The organism is Ruminococcus flavefaciens, from assembly GCF_900108555.1.
GTDB classification, from domain to species: Bacteria; Bacillota; Clostridia; order Oscillospirales; family Ruminococcaceae; genus Ruminococcus; species Ruminococcus flavefaciens_P.
In genome coordinates this window covers 80719-100983 of the sequence record NZ_FNWV01000004.1, presented here as the reverse complement: position 1 = coordinate 100983, position 20265 = coordinate 80719, and the positions used below count along the sequence as shown (strand labels likewise).

14 protein-coding genes are annotated in these 20265 nt (G+C 45.2%); 12 read left to right on the top strand and 2 right to left on the bottom strand.

Annotation, left to right across the window (positions count from 1 at the left end):
* Positions 1 to 38 precede the first annotated feature (38 nt).
* From BLW60_RS07185 to deoD, 4 genes are all read left to right on the top strand, one after another.
* A complete protein-coding gene (locus BLW60_RS07185; protein ID WP_074715830.1) occupies positions 39 to 2423 on the top strand; it encodes an ABC transporter substrate-binding protein in 2385 nt (794 codons plus the stop codon).
* Positions 2424 to 2649: 226 nt separating this feature from the next.
* Positions 2650 to 2991 (top strand): DUF2752 domain-containing protein, encoded by a 342-nt coding sequence (locus tag BLW60_RS07180; RefSeq protein ID WP_207645920.1) that lies wholly within the window; start codon positions 2650 to 2652, stop codon positions 2989 to 2991.
* A 109-nt stretch (positions 2992 to 3100) separates the two neighbouring features.
* Complete coding sequence (locus BLW60_RS07175; RefSeq protein ID WP_074715826.1) at positions 3101 to 4531, top strand: MATE family efflux transporter; 1431 nt, start codon at positions 3101 to 3103, stop codon at positions 4529 to 4531.
* Positions 4532 to 4602: 71 nt separating this feature from the next.
* Positions 4603 to 5313, top strand: coding sequence for a purine-nucleoside phosphorylase (deoD, locus tag BLW60_RS07170; RefSeq protein ID WP_074715824.1), 711 nt, complete (start codon positions 4603 to 4605; stop codon positions 5311 to 5313).
* A 229-nt stretch (positions 5314 to 5542) separates the two neighbouring features.
* On the opposite strand, the gene BLW60_RS07165 is transcribed toward deoD, so the two are convergent.
* Both BLW60_RS07165 and BLW60_RS07160 read right to left on the bottom strand, forming a co-directional pair.
* Entirely contained in the window at positions 5543 to 6883 is a 1341-nt protein-coding gene (locus tag BLW60_RS07165; protein WP_074715822.1) for an ABC transporter permease, read from the bottom strand.
* On the bottom strand, positions 6870 to 7610 hold the full coding sequence (locus tag BLW60_RS07160) for an ABC transporter ATP-binding protein (RefSeq protein ID WP_074715820.1): 741 nt from the start codon (positions 7608 to 7610) through the stop codon (positions 6870 to 6872). The genes BLW60_RS07165 and BLW60_RS07160 overlap by 14 nt, the downstream gene beginning before the upstream one ends.
* A gap of 449 nt (positions 7611 to 8059) precedes the next feature.
* On the opposite strand from BLW60_RS07160, the gene BLW60_RS07155 reads away from it, so the two are divergent.
* The 8 genes from BLW60_RS07155 (at position 8060) to BLW60_RS07120 (ending at position 20208) form a co-directional block, all read left to right on the top strand.
* Positions 8060 to 10996 (top strand): extracellular solute-binding protein, encoded by a 2937-nt coding sequence (locus BLW60_RS07155; protein ID WP_081348162.1) that lies wholly within the window; start codon positions 8060 to 8062, stop codon positions 10994 to 10996.
* Positions 10997 to 11268: 272 nt separating this feature from the next.
* Entirely contained in the window at positions 11269 to 12207 is a 939-nt protein-coding gene (locus BLW60_RS07150; RefSeq protein WP_081348161.1) for a carbohydrate ABC transporter permease, read from the top strand.
* A gap of 12 nt (positions 12208 to 12219) precedes the next feature.
* Entirely contained in the window at positions 12220 to 13098 is an 879-nt protein-coding gene (locus BLW60_RS07145; RefSeq protein ID WP_074715819.1) for a carbohydrate ABC transporter permease, read from the top strand.
* Between the two features lie 197 nt (positions 13099 to 13295).
* The gene (locus BLW60_RS07140; RefSeq protein WP_081348160.1) at positions 13296 to 14801 is read left to right on the top strand and encodes a hypothetical protein; all 1506 of its coding nucleotides are present in this window, start codon (positions 13296 to 13298) and stop codon (positions 14799 to 14801) included.
* Positions 14798 to 15427 carry a Yip1 family protein gene (locus tag BLW60_RS07135; RefSeq protein ID WP_074715817.1) on the top strand — a complete coding sequence of 210 codons (630 nt, stop codon included), beginning with the start codon at positions 14798 to 14800 and terminating at the stop codon, positions 15425 to 15427. The genes BLW60_RS07140 and BLW60_RS07135 overlap by 4 nt, the downstream gene beginning before the upstream one ends.
* A gap of 12 nt (positions 15428 to 15439) precedes the next feature.
* Positions 15440 to 18244: a DUF5696 domain-containing protein gene (locus BLW60_RS07130; RefSeq protein ID WP_074715815.1), complete on the top strand. Its 2805-nt coding sequence runs from the start codon at positions 15440 to 15442 to the stop codon at positions 18242 to 18244.
* Positions 18244 to 19176: a carbohydrate ABC transporter permease gene (locus BLW60_RS07125; RefSeq protein ID WP_074715810.1), complete on the top strand. Its 933-nt coding sequence runs from the start codon at positions 18244 to 18246 to the stop codon at positions 19174 to 19176. Before BLW60_RS07130 ends, BLW60_RS07125 begins: the two co-directional genes overlap by 1 nt.
* Positions 19177 to 19188: 12 nt before the next feature.
* Positions 19189 to 20208 carry a carbohydrate ABC transporter permease gene (locus BLW60_RS07120; RefSeq protein ID WP_074715808.1) on the top strand — a complete coding sequence of 340 codons (1020 nt, stop codon included), beginning with the start codon at positions 19189 to 19191 and terminating at the stop codon, positions 20206 to 20208.
* The last annotated feature ends 57 nt before the right edge of the window (positions 20209 to 20265 follow it).

Sequence of the window (20265 nt, the reverse complement as noted above, 5' to 3'; positions counted from 1 at the left end):
AGAAAGTATTTATAAAAAAACTGAAATGAGGGAATATTATGGAAAAGAATTTTTCTAAACGTATCGCAGCATTATCCGCAGCACTTGCAGTAATAGCAGGTTCAGCAGTTTCATGTGGTAAGAAAGAAGACAGTAAAGATGAGAAAAAGACATCTCAGCAGTTAATGGCAACTTCTTACCGCGCTGAACTGCTCGATACAGGAATTGAGTGTGATAATGTCAGCAGTATGGCAAAGCTTGATGACGGACGTGTTTTCGTAAACACAAGAAACTATGAAAGCACTACACCAACATTCTATATTGCAGATGCTGCAATGACTAATTTTGATGAGGTCAAGATCGATCTCGGAATAAAGGACGATGAGGACGTTAGCACTATTGCAGATCTTGCTCCTGACGGAAACGTAATTGTAATGGCTACGTTCACTGATTACGGCGACATGAAAAAGCCTGACTATGATGATCCGAACTTTGATCCCGAAAAATATGACTTTGATGCGCTCAGAAAAAATATGAAGCAGACATACAAGTTATATACTGTTGACCTTGAAGGAAAGGTACTCGCTGAAAATGATATCAAGGGACTTGACGATTACGCCAGAGAGGAAGGCGGACTTAGCATAGGCGATTTCTGCCCATGCAGCGGCGGAAAGGCAATACTTACAATATACGGTGATATGGATCAGTCGTATGTTGCGCTGAATTCTGACGGAAGCTTTGATCAGGAGCTCAAGTTTGACGACTTTAACTGGATCAGCAGATTTATGGCTGTAGACAAAGATACGATCGCAGTTATGGGCGGTACAAACAAGGGAAGCAATGTACAGTTCCTCAATGCAGATAGCTTTGAGAAAGTAGACTCGGGAATGGATTTTAATGATCTTGGCTATTCAGACATAAGCGGATTGTTCGTCGGAAATGATACGTATAAGTATTTTATGTCGACAGATCAGGGTATCTCAGGTATTGATAAAGACGGCAAGGCAACAGAGCTCATCAACTGGGTGGATTCTGATATGGGTTCAGGATATGTAAGCTCATTTATCCCTGTAGGAAACGATGAGTATGTCATTTATTACAGCGAATATATGTCAGATTCAGGAAACGGTTTTTACAAACTTACAAAGCGTGATGCTTCAGAGCTTGAAAATGTCAAGGTCATTACAATTGCCACACTTTATGACGACTGGCAGGTAAATTCTAAGGTAACTGCTTTCAACAAGTCACATGACGGTGTAAGATTTAAGGTTCAAGACTACAGCAAGTATGATGACTATGATATGGAAAGCGGTCAGATAAATAATATGGGCATTTCACAGCTCAAAAAGGATATCGGTTCAGGAAATGCACCTGACATTATTGTTTCATATGATACAGGACTTTTCGACAGCCTTTACAATAAGGGACTCTTTGTAGACCTTTATGAGTATATGGATAAGGATCCCGATCTTAGCAAGGACAAGATCATGCCTAATGTTCTTCAGGCTTGCGAGAAAAACGGAAAGCTCTATTATCTCTCACCTTCTTTCTCTGTAATGACATTAGCTGCAAAGAAGTCAAATTGTGATAAGGAAAACTGGACTATCGACGAAATGATAGAAGAGTATGATAAGCTCCCCGAGGGCATGAAGCTTACTGAATCTGATTCTAAGGAATCTATGCTCGAAATGACAACAGCTATGCTTTCAGATGCTATAGATTACGAAAAGGGTACCTGCAACTTTGATACTCCTGATTTCAAAAAGCTCCTTTCATTCATAGATAAGTTCCCGTCGGAAAAGGATCTTGAAGACGAAGACGGAGACGAAGCAAATTATTACGGCAGTGAAGATATCAAGAATAATAAGGCACTCGTTGGAAATATGTATTTATATGATTTTGAAAGTTATACACAAGAGCTCAAGGGTAATTATGAAGGTGATATCTCATTTGTCGGATTTCCTTCCTCAGACGGAAGAGGCGGTGTATTATCCTTCAATGAGAGCATAGGTATTTCTGTAAAATCCGAGAATAAGGATGAGTGCTGGGAATTCCTCAAGTCATTCTTTGAAGAACCTGATGAAGATGATGAGTCGTACGGTATGGGCGGATTCTCATCACTCAAGTCTGCATTTGATAAAGCAGCTGAAAAGAGCATGAAGAAGCCTACTTACAAGGACGAGAACGGCAAGGTGGTCGAACATGATCTTACTATCTATTCAAATGGCAAGGAAATCAAGATAGATCCTCTTAATGAGAAGGAAAAGGATTTCATTGTTGATTATATCCTTAGCACAACAAAGATAAACGGTTCTGTGGATCCTGATGTTTCCATGATCCTTTATGAAGAAATAATGGCTTATATCAATGGCGAAAAGAAGGCTGATGAGATAATCGATCTCCTTCAGAACCGTATATCACTTCTCGTAAGTGAGCAGAGCTGATAAAACTTTTATCGGCGCATAAAAATGATATTCAGATATTTTCGTATATAAATACAACCTCCTTAATTTTTGGCTCTGCCGTTTACTGCGGCAGAGCCTTTTCCTTTGTGTTGACAATAAAATACAAAAATGCTATACTTGTTTTTACAAAATAAAAATGGTAAGGAGCAGTATGAGCAGGCGTTTTAGAGTGATTACAGCGTTTTTATTTCCGTGCGCTGTTGTATTGATATATTTTTTCAGAGATCAGTTAATACATTCAGCACATTTGCTGCCCGAATGTAAGATACATAAGTATACGGGGCTATGGTGTACGGGCTGCGGCAATACAAGGAGCGTTACTGCGCTTCTGCACGGTCAGCTGTGGCGCGCAGTAAGATGCAACCCTGCCATACCCTTTCTTGCTTTGACGGCGTTGCTGCTGTATGCAGAGACCGTCATAGGCATATGGAACAAAAGGGTAAAGCTCCTTCCGCGGAATAAGTGGATATGGTGGACGGTATTGGCAGTGTTTCTTGTTTTCTGTATTATAAGGAATTTCTTTGATGTGCTCGCACCGCCTCTTTAAAAATGGAGATTTCAGCCAAATAGTCAGGAAAATCTTTTTTGTACGGACGTTGATTTATTAAAATATGTATGATATAATAATAACATACAATATTTTCGGAGTGTTAAAAATGAACAAATATAAAAAACTGGTCTTTAATACGGGTATCTTTGCCATTGGAACCTTTGGCTCGAAAATACTTGTTTTACTGCTCAATCGTCTTTATACAGCCAATTTAAGCTCTCACAATCTCGGAATAAAGGGACTCCTCGTCACAATGGCTCTGTTTTTGCAGCCTATCTTCACTTTTGCTTTGCAGGAGTATCTTATCCGTTTCGGACTTGACAAGGAATATGACAAACGTCAGGTGTTCAATACATCTGCTGTAATGACTACAGCAGGAATGTTGCTTATGGCGATAGCAATGCCGCTGCTTGCCGCAGTTCCTGCGCTGGACTTTGTAAAGGGGTATTCGCTGCTGCTTATAGTATACGTTATAACGTCGTCTTTCCGTATGCTGTGTCAGCAGTTCGTCCGCGCACTTGATAAGGTCAAGCTTTTTTCCATAGACGGTATCTTTGCGGTGCTCACGCTGCTGATTTTTAATGTCATATTTATTTCTATACTGCACTGGGGCGTAAAGGGCTTTATGCTTGCAACTATACTCTCAGACCTTTGCTCGGTAGTATTCCTCTTTTCTGCCGCAAAACTGAAGAAATACACAGGCATACGCTACTTCAATAAGGAGCTTGCAGGAGAGATGCTAAGGTTTGCAGGTCCGTTTATCCCGACTATTGTAATGTGGACCATAACGAGCCTTTCCGACAGACTTTTCATCAATAAGATGCACAGTGAATACCATGAACTGGGAAAATCCGCTGTTGGTATCTACGACTGCGCAAACGTAATACCCAATCTTATCTCAATGGTATCGACTATTTTCTATCAGGCATGGAGTATGTCTGCCATAAACGAGAATTCCTCCGCAGACAGAAACAAGTTCTACGAAAAGGTATATTCTGCATATGAGGCAATGCTTTTCATAGCGTCCGCAGGACTTCTTCTCCTTATAAAGCCTGTAACGTCCATATTTATGGTTTCGAGCACGTATTCGGAGTATTCAACGGTATATCTTTATACGCCTATTCTGATCGTAGCTGTACTGTTTATGAGCCTTAACCAGTTCCTAGGCAGTATCTACTCCGCCACGAAGCACCCGAAAAACTCATGCTATACGGCTCTTGCTGCCTGCATCGTAAATATCCCCATGAATTACTTCCTCATACCCATATGGGGCATAAACGGTGCGGCTATAGCAACTCTGCTCAGCTATCTTATCTGCTTCTGGGCACGTATAATAGATGCAAGATATTATGTACCGTTCCGCTTTAACGGAGTCAAGAACCTTGCAAATACGGCACTGCTTCTTCTCATGTGTGCTGTAATGATGACAGAGGTCAAGTACTATATATTCGGTGCGCTTGTCTTTGCCGCAGCAGTGGCAGCTATGAATTACAAGTCGCTGCTTATCACAGTAAACAAGCTTCTCAAGAGAAGCTGAAAAATCAAGGAACGCTGTCTCAGGCGTTCCTTGTTTATATAAGACTGTATTAAAATGAAGGAGGGCTAAATATGCCGACACCACACAATAATGCAAAGAAAGGCGATATCGCTAAAACTGTTCTCATGCCCGGAGATCCCCTGAGAGCAAAATTCATCGCCGAGAATTACCTTGAGAACCCCGTCTGCTATAACGAGGTAAGAGGTATGCTTGGATATACGGGTACTTACAAGGGCGTTCCCGTATCCGTACAGGGAAGCGGCATGGGTATGCCGTCTATAGGTATCTATTCATGGGAACTTTTCAACGAGTACGGCGTTGAGAATATTATCAGAGTAGGTACAGCAGGAGCTGTTGCAGACAGCGTACAGCTTCGTGATGTAGTCATAGGAATGAGTGCCAGCACCAATTCCGCTTATGCTTCACAGTACAGACTCCCGGGAACTTATGCACCAACAGCTTCATGGAGTTTGCTTTCAGCGGCTGTAAAGGCTGCTGAGGCTAAGGGAAGCAGCTTCCATGTGGGAAATATACTTTCAAGCGATACTTTCTACGATGACGCAGACAGCCTTGCCGACTGGCAGAAAATGAATGTGCTTGCCATAGAAATGGAGGCAGCTGCACTTTATATGAATGCTGCAAGAGCAGGGAAGAACGCACTGTGCATACTTACGGTGTCCGACTGTCCTCTGAAGGGATTATCCACTACTGCGGAGGAGAGACAGACCACTTTCCGTGACATGATGGAGATTGCTCTTGAAACAGCTTATTCTCTTAAATAAAAATTTAGGTAAATTTAAGATAACTTTAAGATTATTTTAAGGTTGGATTGGTATATTATTAGTGGATTAAGTAATCCCCCAATTCCCCTTCTATATTTATTCATTTCATTTTTCTTGGCTATGCTTCGTGCATAGCTTTTTACTTTATACGGAAAAAATACGTAAAAAAACGCAGCGGTTTCGGTGCTAACGAAACAGCTGCGTCTTTTCATGGGGAAAGGGAAGAGGCTCAATCCTCGGTGGTTTTTCTTGATTTTTTAAATCTGGACTTCTGACCGAAGTTCAGAGATATCGTGAGTATCTTGTCTGATTTGAAAAGCTTTAATGCAAAGAACATCACGATAAGGAATATTACGAACTGATAGCCTAAACCAAGCCAGAACTCTGTTATGTTTCCGAACATAAGGTTTGGTATCGAGGTAAATGTGTGAGTAAAAGGTATCGCATACACGATAAGCTTTGCAGCTAATGGAAGTGCGTTCACATCTGTGAATACGGATATGAGCCACGGTATCATTACCATCATCATTATCGGCAGGAGCATTGTCTGTGCCGACTTTGAGTCGTTGACAAGTGCGCCGAGGATAATTGATATCGCAAGGCATATCATGATTGTAAGGAAGAGCTGAACTCCTACCATTGCATAATCCATAGCGGAAAGGTTGAGTCCCAGCTGTCTGAAAGCTTCATCTGCGGATAAGGTCTTGGTAACTGCCTCTGTTATTCCCAGATCGCTTGTTACAGCACTTGTCATTCCTTTGGTATATGTTGAGAAGCCAAACATCATTACGCCTGCGTTTATGAGAGCAACTATTGCTGCTGCAAGCATTTTGGCTGTTATAACAGATCCTCGTGTCACAGGGGTGGAAAGGAGAGTTTCGAGGGTCTTGTCTATCTTTTCATTTGATATCGAAGCTATGAGCGACTGCGAAGTAAGCATCAGGAGCACGAGAACGATGATAGGAAGTATCATATTCTGTGTGGATATCTTACCGAGTATGGTACTGCTTGATATCTTTGCCGATCTGTCGGCTACAACTGTATGGTCTTCAACACTGAGCGGTGCTTCGATGATACTGAGGTTTTCTTCCGAAACGCCCTGCTGATCTGCAAGCTCATAGGAGATATACGAATTTATAAGAGAAGTCGTACCATCTGTGCCGCCTGTAAAGCTGCTTAATGTTGAAGCAGACTTTATTTTATTTACAGATATTACCGAGGGCTTTTTGCCGCTTTTAAGTTCATCGGTAAAGCCTTTCGGGATAACCACATAGCTTTTTATATCGCTGCCTTTCAATGCAGCTGCATAATCATCATTTGTGACTGATAAGATAGTGACATTTGAACCTTTCTCCTTGAAAGACTCTATCATGCCATTTGTGTAGTCCGTATCATCAAGGTCACAGATATTGATCTTTGGATTGACCGCGTCCTCAGCCATCTCTTGTGTTACCGACTGCATGACGTTACCCATTATCATGAATATTGCCAGCGAGAATATCAAAGAGAATATCATCTGAGCGTTTATGAGCTCGGAAAGCTCTTTTTTCAGGAGGTTAATGAACTTCATTCTCATTCACCACCCTTTCAAATACTTCCTCGAGGTTAGGAGCGTTATAGCGTTCCTTGAGTTCGTCTGTACGACCTGTTACCATGAGATGTCCCTTTGAGACTATACCCACACGGTCGGAAACGAATTCGATCTCGAGCATATTGTGTGATGAGAGAAGGAAGGACATTCCTTCTTCCTCGGCGAGCTTCTTTATCATCTTGCGTATCTCGATAGCGTTGAGTACGTCAAGACCGCTTGTAGGCTCGTCAAGTATTGCAAGCCTTGGCTTTGTCATTACAGCCCTTGCAAGGAGAAGCTTGCGTATCATTCCTCGGCTGTAGCTTCCGATCTTATCGTTGAGCCTGTCGCCGAGTCCGCAGATATTCTTCGCACGTTCAACACAGGAATTTATCCCGTCGATGTCGCTGGTGAAAAGACCTGCCATAAATCTCAGGTACTTTATACCTGTCATCTGTTTATATGCACCTGCTTCGTCGGGGAGGTAAGTGATACATTCCCTGACCTTTTCAGGAGCTTTTATAATGCTGTGCCCTGCTACGACAGCATCGCCGTCGGTAGGCTTCAGCAGTGTTGAAATCATTCTTATAGTAGTAGTCTTGCCTGCGCCGTTGGGTCCGATGAGAGCGAATATCTCACCTTCGCCTATTTCAAAGGATATCTTGTCAACAGCCAGGACTTTGGTGTACTGCTTTGACAGTCCCTTTACTTCAAGAACATTTGCCAAGAATATCTCTCCTTATTAAATGGAGTCAAGTAGTGAAACTGTTACTTCTTCTACACTTGTATCATACCATAAATAGCCTCAAATGTCAATACAAAAAGTAGAATGTCGATAAGATTTTACAGTTTTTTAATAATAGTAAGATTTAGGCATTAAATTAAAAGAATGAGGCAAAGTTTATTGTAACAGCTTACAGTTTCTCTACGCGCTGTTTGTACAATATCATTATAGATTTTGATAATTTAGCTAAAATACTCATGGTAAAAAATATTATTATTTATACGGGCGGAAGGGATTTCTTGACATTATACGATAAATTTGTTATACTGATTTTGATAGATATATGCAATTTTGTCAGACTTGGTAAGTGTTGTCCGTGCGCATAATTCCCGACGCGGGGAGCTTGCGCTTTTTTATTTGTCAGTTTTTGAGTGGAAGGCGGTGAATAGCGGATGAAGAGAGCTTTCAGAGCTGCGGCTGCGGCTTTTCTGACCTGTATTTTTGCTTCGGGGAGCTCTGTGGGAGTGCTGAAAGCGGCTGCGGAGGCAAATGAGCCGTCAGCGGCTACGGCTGCGGCAATGGCTGAGGACTATTATCACATAGATGATAAAGACATGAATATGACCACATTCAGCGAATACTACGATCTTCACTCCGCTGATGCCCGTCCCGATGATGAGATATTTATAAAAGGAAGCAGCTTTGTTTCCGCTGAGAACGGAGATATTTCCGCAGGCAGCTTTACCGACAGCAGCGGTGATACCCGTAAAGATACATTATTATGGAACAGCCTGTCGGGGGAGGTGACCTATGATTTCGAGGTGGCTGAAAGCGGAGTTTACTGCCTTGAAGCAAGCTACTGCCCCATGATATCCAACAGCTCCTCGATAGAGCTGAAAGTGGAGATAGACGGCGAGATACCATATGATACGGCTTCAAGCCTTTATCTCAGTCAGGTCTGGGTAAACGAAAAGGATATTTACACCGACAGCCGCGGAAATCAGGTAAGACCGACTCAGGTGCAGACTGAGATGTGGCAGAAGTGCTTTTTCGGCGACAGGAACGGACTTTTCAGCGAGCCGCTGTTCTTCGCACTTGAAAAAGGTGAGCACACCCTTAAACTGAGTTCGGAACGCGCAAAGCTTGCTATCGAGAGCCTATGTTTCAGAAATCCCGAAAAGCTGCCGTCCTACAGCGAGTATAAAGCTTCTGCGGAAGCAAGCGTAACTCCCGAGAGTACTCCGTCCGCAAGCTTTAAGATAGAGGGAGAAAAGGCTGTATACAAGTCAGATCCTACTCTCTACCCCACATATGACAATACAAGCTACCTTGCATCGCCCTCAGATCCATGCAAGGTGGTTTATAATACCATAGGCAGCGGCAGCTGGCGAAAGGCGTTACAGTCGGCAACGTGGGATATACCTGCCGACAAGGTAGGCAGCGGCGGCTGGTATAAGATAGGCATAAAGGCGCGACAGGATCAGATACGCGGCTTCTGCTCGGCAAGACGAATTTACATCGACGGCGAAGTACCGTGCAGCGAGCTTGACAGCGTAAAGTTTCGCTATGATACAGACTGGTCGGTGGTAAGTCCCAAAAGCGGCGGAGAATATATCTTTGTATGGCTTGAGGGCGGCAAAGACCACACTATCACCCTTGAAGCTGTGCCAAGCGATATCAGCGAGTATCTCCGCAGGCTTGAAGCCGATGTGAACGAGCTCAATACCTATTACAGAAAGGTACTGATGATAACAGGTCCTTCTCCCGATAAGTATACGGATTATTACGTACACGAGAAGATACCCGAATTAGTGGATAAATTCAGCAGCATTTCCGCGGAGCTCAAAGATGTGCAGAAAGGCATAGAAAAGCTTTCGGAGTCAAGCGGTTCTGAGGCGGCTGCACTGGAAAATATGGCGGTAATACTGGATAAATGCGTTGACAAGCCGCTGAAGATACCGTCTTATCTTTCACAGATAAAGGACAGCATAACGTCACTTTCTGCGTGGATGAGGGATAACCGCGATCAGCCTCTTGAAGTGGACTATATCGAATTCGCAACCGCTGACCGCAGTTTTACAAGCTGTGAAGAAAAGCTTGGCAAGTCGCTGAAATTCGGCTTTGATGCCTTTATCGGCTCATTCTTTGAGGACTACACCACCCTTTCCGATGTTACGGGAGAGGACGCAATAGAGGTGTGGGTATCGCTTGGACGAGATCAGGCTCAGGTAGTCAAGGAAATGACGGAAAATCAGTTTACTCAGGAAACAGGCATACCTGTCTCGGTAAATCTTGTGACAGGCGGCGTGGTCGAGGCTTCGCTTGCGGGAAAAGGTCCTGATGTGGCACTATTCCTCGGTGGAGAGTTCCCCGTGAATCTTGCCGCGCGTGATATGCTGGTGGATATATCGCAGTTTGACGACTATGAGGACGTAAAGCAGCGTTTCCAGAAAAACGCCATGACGCAGTACAGCTACAACGGCGGCTGTTACGGACTGCCTATAAGTCAGAGCTTCCCCATGATGTTCTACAGGAAAGATGTGCTCACGGAGCTTGGATATACCTCGCCTCCCGAGACATGGGAAAAGCTCATAGATATGCTGCCTGCACTGCAAAGGAATTATATGTCGGTGGGACTTGTTCTGCCGCCGAATAATATTTCCCCTGCAACGGAAACGGGACATACCTTTGCAATGCTCATGCTGCAAAAGGGCATTAACTATTATAATGAGGAGCAAACGGCTTCAACGTTCAATTCCACAGAGGCAGTCCAGTCCTTTGAGGAGTGGACGGATTTCTATACGAAATACAGCTTTGAGCAGACCTATGATGCTTTCAGCAGGTTCAGAACAGGCGAGTATCCCATAGTTATTGCCAATTACACCTTTTTCAATCAGCTTACGGCAGCATCGCCAGAAATAAGCGGTCTGTGGGATTTCTGTCCCGTACCTGCAACTGTAAGGGCAGACGGAACGGTCTCTCATGCGGCTAATTCCAACGGTGCAGGAGCTGTTATATTTAAAAAGGTGAAGAACAAGGAAAATGCGTGGAAGTTCATCAAGTGGTTCACCGATACGGATACGCAGGTGCAGTACGCATCGCAGATAGAGGGACTTCTCGGTACTATGGGACGTTTCGATACTGCAAACGTTGAAGCACTGGGACAGCTCTCATGGTCTGAGGACGAGCTTGCAAGGCTTCGCGCACAGCAGCAGGAGCTTGAGGAAATACCGATAATACCTGCGTCCTATGCTGTTACGCGAAATATAATGAACGCTTTCAGAGAGACTATCAACGAAAAGGCAAATCCCCGTGATACACTTATATGGTACAACAGGGACATCAACGAGGAAATAACACGAAAGCGTAAAAACCTCGGACTTGAGTAAGTTTAGAGTTGAGAATTGAGAGTTGAGAGTTGAGCGCGGAGTCCACGCTGGCTCCCCCCGTTGTCACTTGTAATCTCGTTCACTATTTTCAAAACTGATAATCGTACATCGCTTACGGTACTTTTAATTATTTAATTGAGTTGAAAGTTGAGAGTTATGGTGTCGCCTGTCGGCGATATAATTCAGATACGTCCGCGCAAGCGGACACAACAACTTTCAACTCTAAACTCTCAACTCTAAACTAAAGATTAAACAGAAAGGAGTGTGAAAAAATGGCTGTTTCAGCAGAAAATATCGGAAAACGTACCAAAAAGGAAAAGCGCAGTATGCTCTGGCGCGATGTTAAGAAAAACAAAGCCTGCTATGGCATGATAGCGCCGTTTATGATATTCTTTATCATATTTACAATAATCCCCGTAGTTATGTCGCTGCCTATGGGCTTTACCGATTTCAATATGGTGCAGCCTCCGAAATTTGTAGGACTTTCAAATTTCACCACACTTTTCCTTTCGGACAAGATATTCATGAAGTCCATAAGAGTTACGCTGGTTTTCGCGCTGTTTACAGGTCCGATAAGCTATGTGCTGTGCTTTTTGCTGGCATGGCTCATAAACGAGATGCACCCGAAGCTGAAAACAGTTTTCACGCTCATATTCTATGCTCCGTCTATGGCTAATGTCTATACGGTGTGGCAGCTCATATTCAGCGGCGATATGAACGGCTATGTGAACTCTTTCCTCATCAATCTCGGCATTATCAATTCGCCTGTGCAGTGGCTCACGGACGGAAGATACGTCCTCGGAGTAACTATAGTCGTACAGCTGTGGATATCTCTCGGAGCAGGCTTCCTTGCGCTCCGTGCAGGCTTTCAGAATATCGACCGCTCCATGTATGAGGCAGGTGCTATCGAGGGCATACGCACACGCTGGCAGGAGCTAATATACATAGTCATACCATCAATGGGACCTCAGCTCATGTTTGCGGCTGTGATGCAGATAGTAAGCTCATTTACCGCAGGCACAGTTGCACAGAACCTCGTAGGCTTCCCGAGTACGGACTACAAGGCTCATACGATAATGACACACGCATTTGATTACGGCTGGCAGCGTTTTGAAATGGGCTATGCCTCGGCGATTTGTATGGTGCTCTTTGTTGCCATGTTCGCCTGCAACAAGCTCATAAACAAGGTGCTGGGCAAGTATATGGACTGAGGAGGCGAAGCTGTGGCACAGGTAAATACCGCGAAGCTTCACGCTTCCAACAGACAGGCAGGCAGAAAGATAGGCGGAAGTGTGGTTATATTCCTGCTTTTGGCTATACTCGGACTTTTTATGGCTCTGCCTATATATCTTACTATCGTTATGTCAATAAAGCCCATAGAGGAGCTTTTCGTGTTCCCACCGAAGCTATATGCGGCGCGACCTACCCTTGATAATTTCAGGGATATGTTCAGGGTGCTGCATCAGAACCGCGTACCTTTTTCACGTTACGTGTTCAACAGCGTTTTTGTAACGGCAACAGTAACGGTACTGCAATGCTTTTTCTCGTCTATGGCTGCATTTGTACTGGCAAAGTGCAAGTTCCCGGGCGGAAAGATAATAAACGGCATAATCGTAGTTGCACTTCTCTACCAGAGCAACGTTATCTACATCATGCAGTATATCGTAATGGCGAAAATGCACATGATAGATACCTACATGGCACTTATTTTCCCTGCTATAGCTTCGCCTATGGGACTGTTCCTTATGCGCCAGTCTATAAGTCAGGTGCCCGATTCCATGATAGAAGCGGCAAAGGTGGACGGAGCAGGACTTTTCCGCATATGCTGGCAGGTGGTAATGCCAAATCAGAAGCCTGCACTTATGACTCTTATCATATTCGCATTTCAGGGCGCATGGAATATCCAGACAGGCTCGGTTGTGTTCAGGGAAGAATACAAGACCCTGCCTACTGTTGTAAGTCAGGCTGCGGCTTCGGGACTTGCAAGGGCAGGAGTTGCTATGGCAGCAGCCGTGTTCCTGCTGATACCGCCTATCGTCATATTTATGCTTGCACAGAGACAAGTCATCGAAACTATGGCTCATTCGGGAATAAAAGAGTGATTAGTTTTTAGTGAATAGTGATTAGTAGGGGTGAATTCCGTTCGCCTGCAAATTACAAACAGCAGTATGTAGGGGCGCACAGTGTGCGCCTGTATGAAATACAATTAAAAAATGTATGGACGACCATTGGTCGTCCGAATTATCAAAATACCGCGGCGGACGCCCAATGGGCGTCCCTACAGAAGGAAGTGAAGCAAATGAAGTCAAAACTGAAAAGATGTATAACAGCAATGGCTGCATTTGCTGCACTTGCTTCATCTGGAGCTGTCTCAGCAGCCGCAGGCGAGCCCTATGACTCCTATAACTACGACCGCTGGGGCGAGGCTGTACCCTCGCAGGCAGGCTTTACCGCAGAGCGTTCCGTATCGGGCTATGACCTCGGTGTGGGGGCTTTTGACAGCCCAAGCGATATATTCTGCGACCATGAGCACATCTTCTATATCGCTGATACGGGAAATAACCGCATAGTGGCTGTTGATACGGATTTTAACAACACTGTAAAGGTGTATGACAGTTTTACTATGCCCGACGGCACGGAAACTACCCTCAATAAGCCTATGGGAGTGTATGTTTCCGCTGAAAATGACCTCATATACATTGCAGACAGCGACAACGCCCGTGTACTCATCTCCGATAAGGACGGAAATGTGCAGGGAACGATAACGAAGCCGACTTCCGAGGTGTACGACCAGAAAAGGACATTTCTGCCCCAGAGAGTCATTGCGGACAAGGCAGGTAATGTATACGTAGTTCTCGGCAATATAACCACAGGTGCGGCAATGTTTGCTCCTGACGGCAGCTTTATGGGCTTTTACGGAGCTAACCGCGTTGAACCCACTGCAAAGATAGTCAGCAACTACATAAGAAGCATATTCATGTCTGATGAAAAAAAGGCTCGCAGGACAAGGACTGTTCCCACAGGTATTACAAGCTTTGATATTGACGGAGACTTTATTTTCACCTGTACTTCGTCATCTACACAGACTACGGATACGGTCAAGAAGCTCAATGCCGCAGGAAAGAACATTTTTGCAGATCTTGAGCTTTCATTCGGCGATTATAAGCCTGTTTACGATACTTCGCAGAATAAGGTGCTTTCGCCTGCCATAGTGGATATAGATGTGGCTGAGGACGGCTGTATAAACTGCCTTGATCTCACCACGGGCAGAGTTTTTCAGTACGATGAGGACTGCAACCTGCTGTTCATTACAGGTGCTATAGCAAAGCAGACAGGCGGCTTTGACCATGTGGCAGCACTGGAATCACTTGACAACGATCTGTATGTACTTGACTCCTCAAAGGATACAGTTACTATATTCAGAGAGACTTCATTCGGCAAGGCGGTCCACAAGGCTGCTGCACTATATAATGCAGGATATTATGAGGAAGCTCTTGAACCGTGGCAGGACGTTCTCAAACGTGACGGCAATTATCACAGAGCTTATGTCGGCATAGCTTCTGCACTTCTCCGCAAGGGCGACTACAAGGGCGCGATGAAGTACGCGAAGCTCTCCGACGCAGGAGATATATACAATAAGGCTTTCGAGGGCTACCGCAGGGAGTTTTTGAGAGAGCATTTCACAGCTATAGCCGCAGGGCTTGTTATACTTATAGCAGGAGCTGTAACTTACGGCAAGTTCAGGAAAAAGCGCAGGGGCAGGACTGCTGACAACATAACGGAAAAGGAGGAGAAGCAGGCATGATGGACCTTACTCAGAAGCAGTGGGTAAAGTATGCGGTAACTCACCCCTTTGAGGGCTTTGAGGATATGCGCTGGAAAAAATCGGGCTCACTGAAAATAGCCATGCTCATCATAGTCCTGCTCTTTTTCGGACAGATAGCCTACGGCAGACTTTATGGCGCACAGTTTTTCATAAGCAATGACAAGACTTTCAATATTATCCCGTACATCGTGCGGAGCTTCGTGCTTTTCGGCGCATGGGTGATAGGGAATTGGGCGGTGTGTACTCTCCTTGACGGCGAGGGTACTCTGAAAAACATCTGTATCTACAGTGCCTACGCGCTTATACCCTATGTGGTGCAGCTTTATATAAATGTGGGACTTTCGCACATACTCATACGTGATGAATATATCTTCATGCAGGTAATAGAGATAATAGGGACGGGCTGGACGGTGCTGCTGCTGTTTTCGGCTGTGAAGTCGGTACATCAGTATTCTTTCGGCAAGACAGTATTTGCGGTAGTTCTTACCATTGCCGCAATGCTCATAATGCTGTTCCTGCTTGTGCTCTTTATGTCGCTGATACAGCAGGTATACATATTCATATCCACTATCTACACCGAGCTGTCCTACAGGGCAAGAGTCTGAGGAGGCGGTGCAATGGTGAAAATAAAAAAGCTTTTGCTGTGCCTTCTTGCTGTGTCATCTGTGACTATCTCGGGCAGGACTTTAGCTGCGGAAGATGATATCGAGTTATCTGCCGAGACTTCCGAAGCTGAGGTTGAAGAAGCCGAAAAGGCTAAACGCTCGGAAACAGTTGAGAAAGCGGAGCTGTCCGCAGATGACGCTGAGAAGTATCTGGAAAAGATAGGTACTTCCGACGGCTATGACATATACCGCAAGTATAAGGACTTCGATGATAAGCTGTGGGAGTCAGTCGGCGGAAAGCCCAAAAGCAAAAAGGACTACACAGACGAGCAGCAGCTCGTTGCCGATAAGATAGATGAGCTGAAAAAGCTTGGGGAGCTTGTTGCTGTTGACACAAAAACGGGCAAGGCGGCAGCTTCATTCAAAAGCGGCAGCAAGTGCGATGAGGGAAAGCTGTGGTTAAGCGATGCAGGCAGATTTTTCGTTATCACCGATGAAGATGCATCAAAGGTCGTAAGAGTGAGACAGATGATCTCTTCCCTTGACAGCAAATACGCATTTCTTTCTGCTGACGGAAAAACGCTGGAGCTTCTGCAAAAGGACCTGAAAAAGCCCGATATCACTCTTTCATACAGCGGAAAAGAGGACGGCAAAAAGGTCTATAAGGCTGAAAGCGGCGAATTTGCGTGGCTCAATGCTGACGGCAGCCATTTTCTCGGAGTTTTCAGATACGGTGCGGAAAATGATAAATTCCGCATTATAGTTGACGACAGAAGTGCCATATTCGGCATTGAAAACAAGGAAACAGGCTATATATGGTGGTCATCGCCTCTTGAAGCAGCGCAGGACAAGACTGCTACATCGCTGCTTGCAGACGAACTTAGGTCATCGAATATGCTGAGATACGGTGTACCACTGAGCCGCTCTGGAAATAATATGCTCAGGTCGGGCAGCGAGGGCGACTGCAAGTTTGAGGTAAGCGATATCAAAGACGGCATACGTGTGGTCTATAATTACGAAAAGGCAGGCTTTAAGTACCCTGTGGAGTATACACTTGAGGACGACCATTTGAAGGCAAGCGTCAAGGTATCCGAGATAGAGGAGAGCAAAAACGCCAATATCGCTACGGAAATGACGGTGCTCGGCTGTTTCGGAGCAGCTTCCGATAAGGAGGAGGGATATTTCGTTATCCCTGACGGAAGCGGTGCGCTGGTAAGGTTCAACAACAACCGCTCATTCCAGACGAATACCTATCAGCAGAGAGTCTACGGAAACGATGTTACGGCTGTACCTCAGACTAAGGGAGCTGTTACCGAGCAGATATACCTGCCCGTTTACGGCATAGTCAAGGAGGATAACGCCCTGCTTGCAGTCGCAGCTAAAGGGGACTCCAACGCTTATATCACCGCGAATGTGTCAAAGCAGTCCAACAGCAGCTATAATATATGCAGATTTACATTCATTCTCCGCGCAATGGACAGCTTCTATATGTCGGGCAGCAGCAACGAGCGATATACCGTATTTGAAAAGGGCGATATAAAGTCCGACGATATAGAGATGCTGTACTATCCTATCTCTAAAAAGGGCGCGGACTATACAGATATAGCTGCCCGTTACAGACAGTACCTCATGGAGGAGCAGGGAGTCGCAAAGAAGTGTACTGCTGACAGCTCCGCCCTGTATCTGGGACTTTACGGCGGCACTATGAAAAAGAAGAATATCCTCGGCATACCTGTGAATATGAAAACTTCCGTAACAGACTATTCTCAGGCAGCTGATATCATAAGTGAGCTCAGCGGCAAGGGCGTTGAGGATATGGTCATATCCTACAGCAACTGGACCAATGACGGCATGAAGAACAAGGTGGACACCGATGCAGACCCGTCGGGAAAGCTGGGCGGCAAAAGCGATTTCAAGAAGCTCACCGACCTTATAGACAAAAACGGATATGCTTTTTATCCCGTTTCGGATAACAGGGATTTCCTTTCGGGCAACGGTTATTACTCATTTACCGATACGGCTGTGAGAGTTTCGGGCGCTTATTCACAGATAGTCAGCTATGACAGGGCTTACGGTATACCTGACGGCTTCCGAAAGAATATGTCACTGCTTTCACCCGGCTATTACAGCAAGGTTTTCGGCGATATGGCAGACAGCTACTCAAAATCGGGACTTGACGGCGTATCACTGGCAAGCCTTACGACTTCGCTTTACGGAGACTACGGCAAGAAGAACATCTCCCGTGCAAAAGCAGAGAAAATACTTGCAGACAGCTACGGGAAGATAGATGATAAACTCAGCAGCGGTATACTTGCAGAGGGCGCAAATGCCTATGCGCTGCCATATTTGAGCTGTATAACCGATGTTCCCGACAGTTCGAGCAGATTTGATATGTTCGATGAGGATATACCGTTCTATCAGCTTGTGCTCCACGGGATCATACCTTATTCCACAAAAGCCGTGAACGGTGATCCTGATCCCGAAAAGCTCATGCTCATGGCAGCGGCTACGGGAAGCAGTCTCAGCTTTGATATGATATACGAGGAGACAAGCAGTCTTAAAGATACTGAGTACGACTGGCTTTATTATGCCGATCACAGGTACTGGACGGATACTGCTGCAAAGTATCATACTCTTATCGAGCCTGTGCTGAGAAAGGTGTCGGACAGCTTCATCGAGGACTACAGCGTTGACGGAGATATAATAACAAGTGAATACGAAAACGGCACAGTCATAAAGGTGGACATGAAAAATCGCACTATCGACTGCGGAGCCGTGCATATAGAGCTTTCGGAGGAAGGGGGAGACGGTAACTGATGAGCGTAAAAACAGAGGCATCTGCGGAGAAAAAACGCCGCAGAATGTCATATGAGCGTAAAAAGTCGCTGTACGGCTATGGATTTATCGGTCTGTGGCTGGTGGGAACCGTTATATTCTTCCTTATCCCTCTGGGTAAGTCTCTGTGGTACTCGTTCTGTGATGTTTCGGTAGACCCCGGTTCGCTGAAAACAAAATTCACAGGTCTCGGGAACTACTTCTCCGTGCTCTCGGAGGATCCCTATTATACCGAATATCTCGGCGATACACTTCTTGAGGCGTTATGGAAAACGCCGCTGATACTTATTTTCTCGCTGTTCATCGCTGTGATACTCAATCAGAAATTCAGGGGCAGGACTCTTGCAAGAGCGGTCTTTTTCCTGCCTGTAATAATAGCTACTGGACCTGTTTACAAAATAATCAGCGGCGATATGAGCTCTACGGGCAATTCGGGCGCACAGCAGTTCTCGACCATGTTCTCCACCGATCTTGTGGGAGAGCTTATGCAGTTTCTCGGCATATACGGTATCAGCGACAGAATGAGCGGTATCATATCGGCTGTAGCCGATAACATCTTCGGTATCGTCTGGAGCGCGGGAATACAGATACTGCTGTTCCTTGCGGCTTTGCAGAATATACCTTCATCTGCAAGAGAAGCAGCACAGCTTGAAGGAGCTACTGCATGGGAGTATTTCTGGAAGATAACCTTTCCTTATGTGAGCCCGTTCATACTCGCAAATCTTATCTTTACCATAATAGATTCGTTCACTAACCCTATGAACAGCGTCATGAACCGTATCGTATCAATGAAAAATCAGTGGGAATTCGGTGCGGCTTCGGCAATGGCGTGGATATATTTTGTCATAGTTCTTGCGGTGATATCTGTTATCGCAGCTGTAGTCGGACGGTTTATCTATTATGAGAACGACTGAGGAGGGGGATAAATGGACGATGTTACTGCTCCAAAGACAGCAGGCTCGGGAAAAGGACTGAGCCGAAAGGAAATGCGCAAAAAGCACATTGAGAATATGTCGGCGGAGGAAAGAGCCTATCTCCGCCGAAAGTCTGTAAAGGATAAGGTCTGGCCCTTCTTTAGGTTCGTTATCCTTGTGGGACTCAGCTTCGTTATACTGTATCCCCTTATTTATATGGTAAGCTGCGCTTTCAGAGAAAGGGGAGACATGAGCGATCCTACGGTAATGTGGATACCTCGGCATTATACCCTCGATATCATCAGAGAGACCATAGATGCAATGGACTTCTGGGAAACGCTGAAAAACACGGTGCTGCTGAATGTAGGCTGTTCGCTGGTGCAGGTGATCTCCTGCGCAATTACGGGATACGGCTTTGCAAGATTTAAGTTCAAGGGCAAAAAGCTGCTTTTCGGCATAGTTATCCTTATGATACTTGTGCCGACGCAGGTAATAGCTCTGCCGCTGTATACTCAGTTCAGATACTTCGGCATTAAGGGATTGTTTTCGGTAAATCTCATTGACAGCAGACTTACCATGTATCTGCCTGCTATGACTGCAAACGGCATACGTGCAGGACTTATGATACTTATTTTCAGACAGTTCTTCAAGGGGCTTCCCCGTGAGCTTGAGGACGCAGCTTATATAGACGGCTGCGGTCCTTTTATGACCTTCGTGAGAGTAATGGCTCCCAATGCTGCACCTGCCTTTCTGACAGTGTTCCTGTTCTCCGTTGTATGGTACTGGAACGATTATTATGTCAGCAACACATTCTTTACAGCTCCTAAGACTGTTGCGCTTATGCTTACAAATCTGGACAGTCAGCTAAAGATCAAGCTGTTCAACGATCCGTCTGTGCAGATAAGCCTGCGTGAGCAGATAGTGTGGAAGGAAGCAGGCTGTCTGCTTTCAATAGCACCTGTCCTACTTATGTATGTGTTCCTGCAAAAGCATTTTACCGAGGGCATAGAGCGTTCGGGTATCGTTGGCTGAACAAGCTCCGTCTTTCGTGACCTTTTATGTGAAAATAAGGTCATGAAAGGCGGATTT